Annotated in this window: 15 protein-coding genes; 6 read left to right on the top strand and 9 right to left on the bottom strand. The window is 43.2% G+C overall.

Features of this window, described 5'->3' with window-relative positions:
- Positions 1–13: 13 nt before the first annotated feature.
- From CSV67_RS05860 to CSV67_RS05840, 4 genes are all read right to left on the bottom strand, one after another.
- Complete coding sequence (locus tag CSV67_RS05860) at positions 14–1,039, bottom strand: sugar-binding transcriptional regulator (RefSeq protein ID WP_099630671.1); 1,026 nt, start codon at positions 1,037–1,039, stop codon at positions 14–16.
- A 129-nt stretch (positions 1,040–1,168) separates the two neighbouring features.
- The gene (locus CSV67_RS05855; protein WP_099630670.1) at positions 1,169–1,399 is read right to left on the bottom strand and encodes a glutaredoxin family protein; all 231 of its coding nucleotides are present in this window, start codon (positions 1,397–1,399) and stop codon (positions 1,169–1,171) included.
- A 559-nt stretch (positions 1,400–1,958) separates the two neighbouring features.
- On the bottom strand, positions 1,959–2,735 hold the full coding sequence (locus CSV67_RS05845; protein WP_099630668.1) for a TPM domain-containing protein: 777 nt from the start codon (positions 2,733–2,735) through the stop codon (positions 1,959–1,961).
- Positions 2,735–3,313 (bottom strand): LemA family protein, encoded by a 579-nt coding sequence (locus CSV67_RS05840; protein WP_099630667.1) that lies wholly within the window; start codon positions 3,311–3,313, stop codon positions 2,735–2,737. Before CSV67_RS05840 ends, CSV67_RS05845 begins: the two co-directional genes overlap by 1 nt.
- 417 nt (positions 3,314–3,730) lie before the next feature.
- On the opposite strand from CSV67_RS05840, the gene CSV67_RS05835 reads away from it, so the two are divergent.
- Genes CSV67_RS05835 through CSV67_RS05825 form a run of 3 tightly spaced genes read left to right on the top strand, consistent with a single transcriptional unit; the run spans position 3,731 to position 6,358 of the window.
- Positions 3,731–4,471, top strand: a complete 741-nt coding sequence (locus CSV67_RS05835; protein WP_099630666.1) for a metal ABC transporter ATP-binding protein — start codon at positions 3,731–3,733, stop codon at positions 4,469–4,471.
- Entirely contained in the window at positions 4,471–5,340 is an 870-nt protein-coding gene (locus CSV67_RS05830; protein WP_099630665.1) for a metal ABC transporter permease, read from the top strand. Before CSV67_RS05835 ends, CSV67_RS05830 begins: the two co-directional genes overlap by 1 nt.
- Before the next feature lie 58 nt (positions 5,341–5,398).
- Positions 5,399–6,358: a metal ABC transporter solute-binding protein, Zn/Mn family gene (locus CSV67_RS05825; RefSeq protein ID WP_099630664.1), complete on the top strand. Its 960-nt coding sequence runs from the start codon at positions 5,399–5,401 to the stop codon at positions 6,356–6,358.
- Between the two features lie 288 nt (positions 6,359–6,646).
- Here CSV67_RS05825 and CSV67_RS05820 read toward each other — a convergent pair whose 3' ends face one another.
- A complete protein-coding gene (locus tag CSV67_RS05820) occupies positions 6,647–7,093 on the bottom strand; it encodes a hypothetical protein (protein ID WP_099630663.1) in 447 nt (148 codons plus the stop codon).
- A gap of 235 nt (positions 7,094–7,328) precedes the next feature.
- On the opposite strand from CSV67_RS05820, the gene CSV67_RS05815 reads away from it, so the two are divergent.
- From CSV67_RS05815 to CSV67_RS05805, 3 genes are all read left to right on the top strand, one after another.
- A complete protein-coding gene (locus tag CSV67_RS05815) occupies positions 7,329–7,541 on the top strand; it encodes a YoqH family protein (RefSeq protein WP_099630662.1) in 213 nt (70 codons plus the stop codon).
- A gap of 164 nt (positions 7,542–7,705) precedes the next feature.
- On the top strand, positions 7,706–8,005 hold the full coding sequence (locus tag CSV67_RS05810) for an ArsR/SmtB family transcription factor (RefSeq protein WP_233192565.1): 300 nt from the start codon (positions 7,706–7,708) through the stop codon (positions 8,003–8,005).
- Positions 7,996–9,288: an arsenic transporter gene (locus CSV67_RS05805; protein ID WP_099630660.1), complete on the top strand. Its 1,293-nt coding sequence runs from the start codon at positions 7,996–7,998 to the stop codon at positions 9,286–9,288. Before CSV67_RS05810 ends, CSV67_RS05805 begins: the two co-directional genes overlap by 10 nt.
- Before the next feature lie 249 nt (positions 9,289–9,537).
- Here CSV67_RS05805 and CSV67_RS05800 read toward each other — a convergent pair whose 3' ends face one another.
- The 4 genes from CSV67_RS05800 to CSV67_RS05785 form a co-directional block, all read right to left on the bottom strand.
- Entirely contained in the window at positions 9,538–10,236 is a 699-nt protein-coding gene (locus CSV67_RS05800; protein ID WP_099630659.1) for a DUF421 domain-containing protein, read from the bottom strand.
- Between the two features lie 283 nt (positions 10,237–10,519).
- Positions 10,520–11,875 (bottom strand): MFS transporter, encoded by a 1,356-nt coding sequence (locus tag CSV67_RS05795; protein WP_099630658.1) that lies wholly within the window; start codon positions 11,873–11,875, stop codon positions 10,520–10,522.
- Positions 11,876–11,977: 102 nt separating this feature from the next.
- Positions 11,978–13,000 carry an amidohydrolase family protein gene (locus CSV67_RS05790; RefSeq protein ID WP_099630657.1) on the bottom strand — a complete coding sequence of 341 codons (1,023 nt, stop codon included), beginning with the start codon at positions 12,998–13,000 and terminating at the stop codon, positions 11,978–11,980.
- Positions 13,001–13,111: 111 nt separating this feature from the next.
- A complete protein-coding gene (locus CSV67_RS05785) occupies positions 13,112–14,119 on the bottom strand; it encodes a VOC family protein (protein WP_099630656.1) in 1,008 nt (335 codons plus the stop codon).
- Positions 14,120–14,136: the final 17 nt, after the last annotated feature.

Genomic DNA, 14,136 nt, shown 5'->3' with positions numbered 1-14,136 from the left:
TTGTATCTACGGTTCACATCAGTGACAGCATATTTTGTGCTGCACCTTCGTCTGTCACTAAAATGGTTTGGGACGGTGCACTCGCTAAATACGACAGCAGTGCTTCCGCTTTACTCGCCCCGCCGGCTACTGTGAGCACGAGCGGAACGTCTTTCAATTGCTCCATCTGAATCCCAACTGTACGAATACGATGGACAATTTCACCTTGCTGATTAAAATAAAAGCCGAATGCTTCTCCCTTAGCCTGTCGATCCCGTAGAATCTGCTGCTCCTCTTCAGGAGAGTTTCGCAATACAGCCATTTTCGTCGCATTCCCAACACCATGGATCACGCAATCGGTGCGACTATATAACTCCAGCATCTCTTTCGCAGCGGGCTCATGCTGGAATACCGCATGTGCTTCTTCACTAAGAGTATCTGGATAATAAAACGCTTTATACGTTGCATGACACGCTTCTGCAAACGAAGCAGCGATCATATTCGCCTGTAACCCGATTTCTTCTCCCACGCCACCTCTTGCTGCGATAAATTGCACATCCGGCAACTCATCTTGCTGCATAAACGATGGAATCGCAGCTACTGAACTGCCACCAGTTACTGCGACAATTTCATTACCTGTAATACGCGAGCGGAATTGTTTCGCCGCTTGCATACCGAGTAGTTTTTTCGTCAGAGGTGAGTCATCGGAATTCCCTTCCACTACATGTACTTTTAGAATGCCAAGGCGCTCCGCCAACTCATTCGCAAGTTGTCGTCTGCCCGATCTTTCCTCCATCGTATCATGCAATGCAAAGAGCACTTCTATACCTTTTTCCGTAGTTGACACGCCTTCTTTCGCAATATGCACCAATTCCTGCTCTTTCAATAAATCGAGCATCGTACGCGTTTCCCTCTCCGAAATACCAGACACGGAGCTAAGCGTTCTTCGGCCAACGGGTCCCGACGCTTTGATTAGTTTCAACATATGATAACGTTGCTCGATCAACAGTGGAAGTTCAGGTATAAGTGCGAGTTGCGCTTCGTAAAATGATAAGTTCACTCACATCACTCTTTTCAAGTGGGTTGTATTTGATCCCTCTGAATCATTAACGTCCCACCTAGTGTAAAAAAATACTATACATGAAGTATAGCATATTCAGAAATGAAACACAACAAGAAAGCGTTTACATTATTCAATTAATTCCAAAATATCGATATAGCCGATATTTCCATAGGCCACCACTTGTCCCTCATGCTCAACGACTGGGATCATCAACATATATTTCTTATGAATTTCGTCATCTTCCTCTATATTAATCCTCTGCCACTCGAGTGGATGATCTTCCGCGACCAAACGAAGCATTTGCTCCGCTTCTTCGCACAGCCCACAATTAGGTTTCGTGTAGAATTGAATTTTCATATGTCGGTCACCTCGTTTTTATTTATGATTACATGAAATTGGTTATTTTTCTAGGGATTTGACTTTTTTGGGGTGGTGGCTGGGTTGGGTTGGGTGGGATGGCGCGGCGGATAGAATGTAGGAATATAAGGTATAGGGCCGCGGGCATTGAGCGGATGCAAGGCTTCATTGAGCGGGTAACGGGAAACTATGAGCGAATGCGAATTGCGATAGAGCGAATAACGTTACGCATAGAGCGCTTGCCGAATCACATAGAGCAGATAGCGTGCTACATTGAGCGGCGCGCACCGCAAATGCCAAAACTAGATGGCGCGGCGATAGAACGTGAGAATATAAAGTGTCGGGTCGCGGCCATAGAGCGGATGCAAGGCTTCATTGAGCGGGTAACACTACGCATAGAGCTCTTGTGGAAATTCATTGAGCGAATAACGCTTCGCATAGAGCACTTGCAGGGGCACATAGAGCGGATAGCTTGCATCATTGAGCGCGCGCCACGGACATAAAAAAAGTGACGATCACTCACGAATCGAGTTATCGTCACTTCCTGCGAAGCAAGCTATTACCAACTTCGGCCTGCTCCGCCACCACCACCGGAACCACCGCCGCCGAAGCCACCAAAGCCTCCGCCGCCACTTCCACCTCCGAAGCCACCACCACCGGGGCCAGGGAAGAATATTGGGCCACCGCTAGATCGACCACGTGGACCACCGCCTCTTCCGCCACCGCCAAAAAAGACGCGGAAGATAATGTAGAGAACGATGATCACTATAACAAATGACGGAATGCCAACGTCTTCTTCACCTTGTTCGGGGTACGCGATTGGCAACTCATCACCTTTAAGTCCGTATTCCGCCGCTATTTCATTATAGAATGCTTTGTATACTTCCGTAATCGCAAGGTCTGGTTGTTCTTGCCTTAAATAGGGCATCGCGAGTTCATCAATATAACGTCCGACTTTCCCGTCAGGAAGTGCTCCTTCCAAACCGTAGCCGGTCGTTAAATAAAACTTGCGCTCAATACCTGCAGCTTCATTTTTTTCTGTGGAAACGACAAGTAATGCGCCATTGTCCATTTCTTTATCGCCTAATTGCAATTCACGAAGCAAGCGTAGGGCATAATCCTCTACAGGTTCACCTTCTAGGGAATACACTGTACGAACAGCAAGTTCTGCTTTCGTAGCCGCTTGCAAGCGAATGCCATACTCTTCTATTTCCGCTTCTTGAGCGGGTGATAAAATATTCGCATCGTCGACTACTACTTCTGTAATCGCATGAACTGTCGCAGAACCAGTAAGGGCCACTAGTAGCGCTACGAGGAACATGCAGACGCGGTTCATCACTTCACGTCATCCCCAAAATCGACTGATGGCGGTTGTTGCGCCCCTTCGACCGCTTTGAAGTATTCTTTTTCATCGAATCCAAAGATCGAAGCCACGATTTTACCTGGGAATCGTTTAACGGTTCTATTGAAAACAGACACGACGTCGTTATAATCTTTACGTGCCACAGCGATACGATTTTCCGTGCCTGCTAATTCATCCATTAGCTGTTGGAAATTTTGGTTCGCTTTTAAATCTGGATAATTTTCCACCACTACCAATAAACGACTTAATGCGCTCGATAGTTCTGAATCTGCCGCTGCTTGTTCTTCAGGACCACGTGCGCCGGCCATTTTACTACGTGCGTTCGCAATGTTTTCAAGCACCTCTTTTTCATGTGAGGCATATCCTTTCACCGTATTCACTAAGTTCGGGATTAAATCTACTCTACGTTGTAATTGCGTTTCAATCTGTGCATACGACTGGTCGACGTCTTCTTCCAAGTTTACTAACTTGTTGTAAGAAGGAACGATCATAATCGCTGCGATGATTACTAACACTATAATGGCTATAAGCGGGCCAGCTAGTTTCTTCATACATCACTACTCCTCTCATCATTTCATTAGTATGTACTTACCCTACTTCTTTCACTCACCAAACTTCCTGTCGCGATATTTTAAAAGTTATTGGTTAGGTCTATGCCCCATTTACTTCCTATATATAAGCATAAACTACATACAATATGATGCATCTAATCAATCATTTATGCTTTTAGATAAAATCGGCAAGAATATTTTTCTAAACTACTTTACAGACAATTTTGAGTAGGCTATACTAATAAAAGTTGCACGAAGGAAACAATATAGTACCAATCATGCATTAGAGTTGCATAAGGGAAACTATTGTTTTATATTATTACCTATAAAAAAACTATACTGCTTCTTAACTAAAATAAAAGTTGTATTCCTTTTATCTGAAAGTTGCACTAGGGAAAGAAAAGAGGAGGAAACTGGATGATACATCCGATAACAGTCAATAATATAAGTGTTTCGTATGACGGCCATGAAGTCGTAAAAGACGTTTCATTCTCATTTGGATCTGGAAGTTTGATTGGTGTTCTCGGGCCGAATGGTGCGGGTAAATCTACATTGATGAAAGCGATGCTTGGCTTAATCCATAAAGATCATGGAGAAGTAAAGATCGGTAGCGAGACGGTGGATTCCATGCGTAAGAAAATTGCCTATGTTCCTCAGCGTTCCAATATTGACTGGAACTTCCCTATCGTTGTAAAAGATACGGTTTTGCTTGGAACCTATCCAAAAATCGGCTTGCTCAGACGTCCACGTAAAGCGGATAAAGAGTGGGCAATGGAATGTTTAAGGCAAGTAGGAATGGAGAGCTTTGCCAATCGCCAAATTGGTGAATTATCAGGCGGGCAGCAACAGCGAGTGTTCCTTGCACGTGCACTAGCCCAAAAGGCGGATTATTTCTTTCTCGATGAGCCTTTCGTGGGGATTGACGTATCGAGTGAAGAAATCATTATTGGGATTTTGCGTGAAATGCAAGCGAATGGCAAAGTGATTTTCGTAGTTCACCACGACTTGTCAAAAGTGAAGAAATATTTTGATGGGCTAATTCTTATTAACAAAGAGTTAATTGATGCAGGTCCAACGAATAAGGTATTCCAATCAAGCAATATGGCGAAAGCATATAACCGTGAATTTATGATCGACGGCTTGGAGGTTTCTATGTAATGGAATTTATTCAAGACTTACTGACGTACGGCTTCTTACAAAAAGCATTGATTACGTCGATCATGGTTGGCATCATTTGTGGGATTATTGGTAGTTTCATCGTCCTTCGGGGCATGGCATTGATGGGCGATGCGATTTCCCACGCAGTTCTACCGGGTGTTGCCATTTCGTATATGCTTGGAATTAGCTATTTCTACGGCGCAGTGTTTACGGGTGTTCTTACAGCATTCAGTATCGGTGCCATATCCCAAAATAGTCGAATCAAGAATGACTCTTCGATTGGCATTGTCTTTTCAGCGTTTTTCGCTCTTGGGATTATTTTAATCACACAAGCTAAAAGTGCGACAGACTTGACGCAAATTTTATTCGGTAACGTGTTGTCTGTTCGCAGTTCCGATATGTGGCTGACATTGATCGTCGGTGCCATTGTGATTTTAGTAGTAGTTCTATTCTTTAAAGAACTACTCGTTTCTAGTTTCGACGAGACGATGGCTGCGGCTTACGGTTTAAAAACACGTTTGATTCACTACGCGATTATGTTTTTACTCACACTGGTTACAGTCGCTTCCCTACAGACTGTCGGAGTGATCCTCGTTGTATCTTTATTGATTACACCAGCTTCTACAGCGTATCTGTTAACCAATCGACTATCGGTCATGGTCGTATTGGCAGCATTTTTCGGTGCCCTGTCATCCATCACTGGACTGTATTTCAGCTTTTTGTACAATATGCCATCGGGGCCCGTGATTGCCTTGACAGCGACAGCCATCTTCATGTTGGCATTTTTATTCTCACCTAAACAAGGAATTGTCGTTGGTATGTTCCGCAAGAAGTTTAAACGTAAATCGATTACAGGCGCAACCAACTAAGCGTTTAACCGTCCCGACAGAAAAAAATTAGTATTTATAAAGGAGTAGAATGTAACACATGAAAAACTTAGCAAAATGGCTAACACTGTCATTGCTCGCTGTATTTCTGTTAGCCGCATGTGGGAATGAAAAAGGTACGAACGCTGGTGACAAAGCAGCGGAAACAGACGACAAGCTTAAAGTCGTTACATCATTTACCATCATTGCGGATATGGCACGCGAAATCGGCGGGGACTACGTGGAGGTATATAACTTAGTACCAACTGGAACGGACCCTCATGAATATGAGCCTTTGCCAAATGATATTAAAGCCGCAACAGATGCAGACGTATTATTCTACAACGGTTTAAATCTTGAAGGCGGAAAAAAAGGCTGGTTCTTCAAAATGATGGATTCCGTTGGTCAGAAAGACGAAAACATCTATAGCTTAACCGAGGAAGTAGAACCTAAGTATATCGGTGGAAAAGGCGGCACTGACGAGGAAATCAACCCACACGCGTTTATCGATCCAGCTGTTGGTGTGAAAATGGCAGAAGCTATGCGCGATGCATTGATTGAAAGACACCCAACAGAAAGTGAAAAAATTCGAGAGCAAGGCGATGCATACGTACAACGTCTACAAGAATTAGATGATGAATTTGCTGAGCGCATTTCTACGATACCTGAAGAAAATCGTGTGCTCGTAACAAGTGAACGTGCTTTCCAATACTTGAGTGACCACTATGGCTTAAAAGAAGCGTTTATCTGGGAAATCGATACGGAAGAGAATGGTTCTCCTAAACAAATCAAAGAGCTCATTCACTATATCCAAGAACATAACGTGCCTGTATTATTCGTGGAATCTAACGTAGATACACGCCCGATGGAAACTGTTTCTGCAGAGACTGGTGTTCCAATTGCTGAAAAGCCCATCTACTCTGACGAAATTGGTAACCCTGGTGACGCAATCGATACGTATATAAAATACTTGAACTACAATATGAATCTCATCCACGATGAGTTAAGCAAAGAACGATAAATAGCATGATTTATCAACTTGAGACGAATAGGAAGCCACACTGCCCTGTTAACGGGTTCGGAACACGGGGAGAAAATAGTAAATAACATACTGATTGGGGACATAATTCGCATATGAATTGTTGTCCCTGTTTTTGTTATATCAACGTTTAGAGGATTTTTATAGACGAAAAGCAAGGCTGAAGCAACAGCGGAAGGAATTTTAGGAGTTGAAACGTGGAATGTTTGCGGCAGCCGATTTGGATAGGAGAGGGTGCGTTTTCTGCCCCCCTTTTTTCCATCGCTTTGTTTATTTAGGACCACCGATATCGTTATGTATGATGGTAATTGGCTTACCTTTTTTCTTTTTATAACTCGAATCACTATACATTTGAATTTCGTGTTTAACTTGGAAAACGTGACCAGCCATACGCATAGATCGTTTATCAATAAAGTAAGCCGTTTTCATATTCTCACTTATAATTACAGTTGCGAATGCAGAGAGAGGTGCAGTGTATGGAAGTGGAATAGCCAATAATGAACCTAGTGCTGCAATTCCGCCTTTAGCTAATATGTCATTAGCCTTTGTGCTTCTTTTTTTGGTATCGACGTAAATCCAACTTGAAGCTTCAGCTTTACTGGTAACTAACTGAATACCATTGCTGTCCTTTGTCAAATTGACTGGCGCTAAAGATAAGCTAAACATCATTAGTGCGGCAGTACCTGTAAGTAAAAATTTTCTCTTAAGCAATTTCATTTCTTCATCCCCTTAATATATTAGTATTGTAATCAAATTGTTTACTATATTATTTTACTACACTATTCAGAAAAACAAAGAGGCTTAAAGGATTAACAACTAAATACCAGTCTTTAGTTGTAGTTATTAGTAGTCTGATAGTAATAATTGAACCTCAGGGTTATCTTTTTACCACTGGCATGAACTTCACTTAATGTTTTTTATTGATACTAAACAAATCTAAGGAGAATCAGAAATGAAAAAAATGCTTCTTAGTCTACTTACCGTTTTAGTTATTCTACCTTCACAAACACACCCTGAGAATAAAATTGAAGAGTTGCCACCTTGTTCAGCAATACTTAAACCCACAAAAAACGTACCTAAAAATGCCAGAGGAGTAGCACTGATTTATACTATTGAAAGAAAGTTTACTGAAGAACGAACAAGTCTAAGTGTTCATGCTGATTAACCTGTTATTTACGTTGGTAATTGGACTTTCCTCCCCAGCAACCGAACCCGTTACTCCCCCTGTGGCTTCCTATTTTGTTTGTCTAAAAGCATTGAACATATAAGCCCTAACTTATATGATATAGATACTTATAATGAAAGGAGTATTTTATGAATCCTAAACAAATGGAACGTTACTTAAAAACCATTGGAGATCAATCTCGATTACAATTACTGAAAGCATTGGAGCAAAAACCTTTGTGCATTTGTGATTTGAATACTCTACTAGACGTATCACAACCGGCAATCAGTCAGCATATGCACAGACTAAAAAGTGATGAGATTGTGCTGAATGAACGACGTGGACGCTGGGTATATTGGTCACTTAATCGTTCCCATCCCCACTACTTCTTATTACTGGAATTATTGAAATTATTGCCGGTTCCTACTATTGAATGTAGCAAGGAGGAGAACCCATGCAAATAATACTGGCTTCCTTCATATTTCTTCTTACACTGATCTTGGTTATTTGGCAACCACGCAACCTATCCATCGGCTGGTCTGCCATCGCCGGTGCAGTTCTCGCTCTACTTGCGGGTGTCGTCAGTTTTACTGATGTCATCGACGTAACATCTATCGTATGGAATGCTACATTGACGTTCGTCGCACTGATCATCATTTCACTGATCCTTGATGAAATCGGATTTTTCGAGTGGTCCGCATTACATATGGCGCGCTTTGCCAAAGGCAGCGGCGTGCGCATGTTTTTACTAGTCATCCTACTTGGTGCCGGTGTATCGGCTTTATTCGCGAATGATGGAGCTGCATTGATACTTACTCCCATTGTCCTAGCGATGGTGCGTGCACTTAATTTCAAAGAGAAAATGATTTTGCCCTTCGTCATGGCGTCGGGATTCATTGCGGATACTACTTCCTTGCCACTTGTCGTCAGTAATCTCGTGAATATCGTCTCCGCCGACTTCTTCGGTATCGGTTTCGCTGAATACGCAAGCCGTATGATTATCCCGAACTTCTTCAGTCTTGGGACAAGTATTCTCGTGTTGTATATGTATTTCCGTAAATCTATACCGAAACGTTTCGATGAAAAGTTGTTGCGTACACCTGCGAACGCGATACGCGACCATAAACTGTTCAGCATTTCATGGGTAGTGCTCGGTTTATTGCTGATCGGCTACTTCATAAGTGAATCATTAGGTTTACCCGTCTCCTTCATCGCCGGTTCCATTGCGATTATATTCTTGCTAATTGCGAGAACGAGCGAGGCAGTGCAAACTAAAACCGTAATAAAAGGTGCTCCATGGGCTATTGTGTTCTTTTCCATCGGGATGTACGTAGTCGTCTATGGATTGCGTAATGCAGGATTGACATCTGTTTTGACAGCGTTGATCGAGTGGACATCGAGCCATGGCTTGTATGCCGCTACGATTGGCATGGGGTTTATTGCGGCAATCCTGTCATCGTTCATGAACAATTTGCCGACTGTGATGATAGATGCGCTAGCGATCCAAGATGCTGCGGTTCCGCCTAATGTGCAGGAAGCGTTGATTTATGCCAATGTAATCGGGTCTGATTTAGGTCCGAAGATGACACCGATCGGTTCGCTGGCCACATTACTGTGGTTGCATGTGCTGTCGTTAAAAGGCATACGGATCTCTTGGGGATATTATTTCAAAGTGGGTATTATATTGACTGTGCCTACTCTCCTCATTACGTTGACAGGGCTATGGTGGTGGCTCTCAGTTTCTTAAATCGGTTGTCAGTTAGACAGGAAAGATACTTGATTAATATAGGCCCCATTCGGTGAGATAACCTCTTTTCTCACTGTGTGGGGCCTATATATATTGATCGAATCCTTATAAGCAATAATTAGATAGTCATTTAGGTGCAACGAGGACAACCGTACTATCTATAATGAATCTTCTGAAATGACTTCTAGAATTTCTGTTATGAAAATTAATTGATATATTCTTCCAGTAAGCGTAGTTCATGTGGTATTTTCACTTCTGGCTATTACTAACGTCAGCATATGTTTTTATAAAAAAGCCTTCTGTTTTTGACCATTCGCAATACAATATATTTTGAAGATTCACATGCCCTAAGTGTTCCATTTCAGCATAAAGCCATGCCTCCGTTTTGCCAATAAAGTCTAAGACTTCCTTCTTGATTTGTCCCTCATCAATTAGTAGTACAGTCGGTTCTTCTTCTCGGTTCTCCAGATTCATATCCTGAACAGCCACGGGTTTATACTTGGCGTATTGATTAATTGAAATATCTCCTCCCGGTTCGATAAATAAGTCCCGTACTTCTCTCAACGAAAAAATGCCTTGCATACGAAGCATCGTTCTCAACTGCTCCATTTCTAATTGGTTTTTTTTCATCAATTTTTTATTGATTTTCCCATCAGCGATCAGCTTGTCCGTTTCCCCTTTAATCAATATTCGTAACGGATTAGATAAGGTGACAATTTTCTCCACGGCATAAATGGCAGTTGCCCACACCACAACCGAAAATAAAAACATTGGGATGGATATCTTTTCGTTATAGAGGCTCTCTTCAAGAACGCCACCGAATACGAGGAGATACACCACATCATAAGGTGTCATTTGACTCAAGTGTTTTTTCCCTAGTAATCTTATGACAACTAGGAGAGCCACCAAGCCAATTACAAGCTTGCTACCATTCAGTAAGTAATCCACCCTAAACACCTCCAAACTTATTCACAATTAAAAAACAGTTTCTATACGAATTAATTGTGAGCTATTTATCCCTGTTTTCATTAGAACCTACAGATAGCATCCCCATTTGCACAGTGAGTTAAACAACGTACGTTTGTTTAGCGCCTGATGTCACATAGTTTATGTACTATTTTGATAGGCAGCGAATCGCCACTAGTTTTTTCTCCTGTAGATAATCGATGCAACGCAAAAAGCCCACTTAATATGGGCTTTCTACTAAAACATTTTTCATGTAAACGTAATTTCACTTGTCAATCGCTTTGCTGGTGGCAAGAGTTGGAACCACACTCACCGATTTATTCGCAAATTGCTTTTCACGAATAAATGAGATGGCGACTGCGGCCAATAATCCCGGTATGGCCAGCGCCATGAAATTCTGCTGGAAGGAAAGACTTAGACCGAGCAATGCACCGCCCACTACCGGACCGATGATGCCGCCCACTCTTCCCACTCCGGACGACCAGCCAATTCCTGTGGAACGGACTTCTGTTGGATAGAACTGTGAAGCAAATGAGTATAAAACAATCTGCGAACCTATGGACGTGGCACCTGCTACAGCTACCAGAATATACAAGATGGCAATAGTCGGCTGGAATCCCATCAAGATCAATGAAAGCGCATTCAAAGAAAAGAACATCGTCAATACGTTTTTCGTTTTCCAGTGGTCTGCGAGCCAACCGCCTATTAACGCTCCAGCAATTCCACCCATATTCAGTACTAAAAGGAATGTCAAGCTGGATCCTAAGCTGTAGCCCGCCTCTGACATTAACTTAGGTAACCACGTTCCGAGGCCGTATGTGATCAGCAGGCAGAGGAAGAAGTTAAACCAGAACAGGAGCGTACTGATTGTCCGTCCGTTTTCGAATAACTTGGATACCGGTATGCCTTTCCTTGACGGAACAGAAATATCGTAGACATCATCATCCTTTTGTATATAGGAAGGATTGACTTTCGCCAGTACCTCACCGATTTTCTTGTTCTCTTGCTTCGCCATCAGAAAACCGAGTGATTCAGGAAGTTGTTTGTACAGCAAAGGTACAGCCAGCAACGGAATGGCACCGACTAAAAACATCGCTTTCCAGCCCGCAGCAGGGATCAGATAGATCGCCAGTCCTGCCGCAAACATTCCGCCAATCCCATAACCACATAACATCAGGGTCACCAATCGATTTTTCATGACTCGCGGTGCATATTCCGTTACCAGCGCAACGGTAACGGGGAATGCGCCGCCGAGCCCGAGCCCCGCGATGAAGCGGTAGATTCCGAATTCTGTCGGGCCGTTCGAAAATGCAATCAATCCTGTAAACGAACTGAAGAGGATGACACAAAAGAGAATGACATTCTTTCGCCCAATCCGGTCAGCGAGAGGCGCAAATATGAAAGCGCCCAGCATCATGCCAATCAATGCATAACTGCCTATCGTTCCTGCCTGTACTGATGTTAAAGACCATTCTTCCATCAATATTGAAACTATTGATCCGTAAACGATTAAATCATATCCATCAAAGATGATGATAAACGCGCACCAAAAAACGAGTAAGCCGTGAAAACGATTAAATTTTGATTCGTCAACAGTTTTTAAGACTTGAATGGGCTTCAACTAATTTCCTCCTTTGGAAAGGCAAACATATTTTTTGTTTGGTACAGCCAAGCTGATTAGGAAAGTGACAAATAACAAAGATCAAAAGGTTTTCTAGCGTCTTTACTTCGATGCGGCCATTTCATGAATTCCGAGGAACTTTAATGCATTCTGTCCGTGTATCAATCTTACATCTTCATCCGAAATACCTTCCAATAGATCGACCACTTTGCCGGACGGTGCTTCGCGCAGCAGGAATGGATAATCGGAACCTGCAATAATTTGTTCTGCGCCGAATTTATCAATCATATACTGCAAATTCACCGGGTCGTACACTAGTGAATCATAATAGAGTTTATTTGCATAATGGCTTGGCGGTTTTTCAGTTTTTCTGATATGCGGCCACACTTCCCAGCCTTTATCCATACGTGGAAGCAGATAAGGGAGTGCTCCCCCACCGTGCGCGAAGCAGATCTTCAGTTTCGGGTATCGGTCCAATAGTCCGCTCATAATAATACTTCCCGCGGCCAGTGCCGTTTCTGACGGCATGCCGACCATATACATGAAATTATGTCTTGGCATTCTCTCGCCGCCGAGTGTCGCCCATGGATGTACAAAAAGCGGTACATTCCATTTCTCCGCTGCCGCGAAGAATGGTTCCAGCGCAGGATCGTCAAGGTTTTGGCCGTTAACATTGGAACCGATTTGAAGTCCTTTTAAGTCCAGTTCATGCACGGCACGATCCATTTCCTGTATGGCAATTTCTACATCCTGCAGCGGCACCGTCCCTAAACCAATAAACCGCTCCGGATACTCCTTGGCGATGGATGCGATAAAATCATTCTGTATTTGTGAAAGTTCCAAACCAGCCTCCGGGCTACTCCAGTAGGCAAGCGTGACCGGAATTGGCGACAGGACTTGAATATCGATCCCTTCGTTATTCATGTCTTCGATTCTCTTTTCAATATCCCATGCCTGATCCGTAATTTTACGGAATGACTTTCCCTGGATAAAGATTTCCGCCCCGCAGTCACAGGTTTTCTCCATTACCGGAAAACGCGGATCACCATATTTCGCTGCCAAATCCGGAAAATCCTCCGGGATGATATGTGTATGAAAATCTACACGCAATGTCTTTTTCACCATTTCGCCCCAACCCCTATTCTTTATACTTATTTATAAAAAATAATGAGGTAGACGTTTGCTTCATCTACCTCATTATTTATTTTCGTATATCTGTTTTACTGGACACGCAACTTACAGAAGCTTTGTTCCGTAAGTGAAGTAACTTTCCGGTGCCTTGCTTCCCCATAGGTCCAAACCAAGAGGTCCAACTTCTGGGTTCCATCCGATCGGCTCCCAATCTGGAGAGAAGATCAAGAATCCGCCAGTCCAGATTTCCACACGGTTTCCAGAAGGCTCGATGACGTAGATGAACTGTGCACCGCTCGTCCCGTGCTTGCCCGGACCCCACTCGATCTTAATACCGTTCTCTGCCATCAAGTTTGCTGCGCGGATTAGCTCATCCGGTGAATCCAAGTAGTATGCCAAGTGATGGAATAGCGCTCCATCTTGATTGGCATTGCGCATTAAAGCAATTTCATGCGCTACGTTCGTTCGACTCAACCATGAACCAAGACGCACGTCTTCCTCGTTCTGAACATAGTAACGGTGGTGAATTCCAAGTAGATCTGTCCACCATTCCTGCTCTTTCGCTACATCGTTTACCATAATATTCACATGGTCAAAGCGGCGCGGGGATACTCCCTTGCCTGTATATTTACTTGGGTGGCTAGGCAATTTTGAAGCAACGTTCGGATCGTCCGTGATGAACTTCTCTTTTTCCCAATACAATTCTGCCGGTAGACCAGAAGGTGAACGGAACTGAAGCGTGTCGCCTTGCGCCTTTTTCTTCCCAGCTTCCACCCAGTTGTGCTTGATTCCCATATCTTTAAACTGCTTTTCAAATGCTTTCAATGCACCTTTATTGCTTACGCGCCAGCCGATTTGCTGAACACCTGACACATCCGCCTGCTGAAGAACTAATGTGTGGTGATCGAAATCCTGCCATGCTCTTAGATACACCCGATCTTCTTCCTGGGCAGAAACCGCAAGGCCCATTACTTCTGTAAAGAACCAGACTGATTTTTCGAGGTCCGTAACGCCCATTTCTACATGGCCTAGATGCGCAATACTTGTTGTATATTTTTCAAGTTCTTTCAATAATGCGTGTTCTTCTACAATTACGTTATTCGAGATACTCATAGTTTCTGTCCCCTGTC

The organism is Sporosarcina sp. P2 (assembly GCF_002743255.1).
Taxonomy (GTDB): domain Bacteria; phylum Bacillota; class Bacilli; order Bacillales_A; family Planococcaceae; genus Sporosarcina.
Note: the sequence above shows the minus strand (reverse complement) of the source record. Positions and strands in the feature narration are given on the sequence as shown.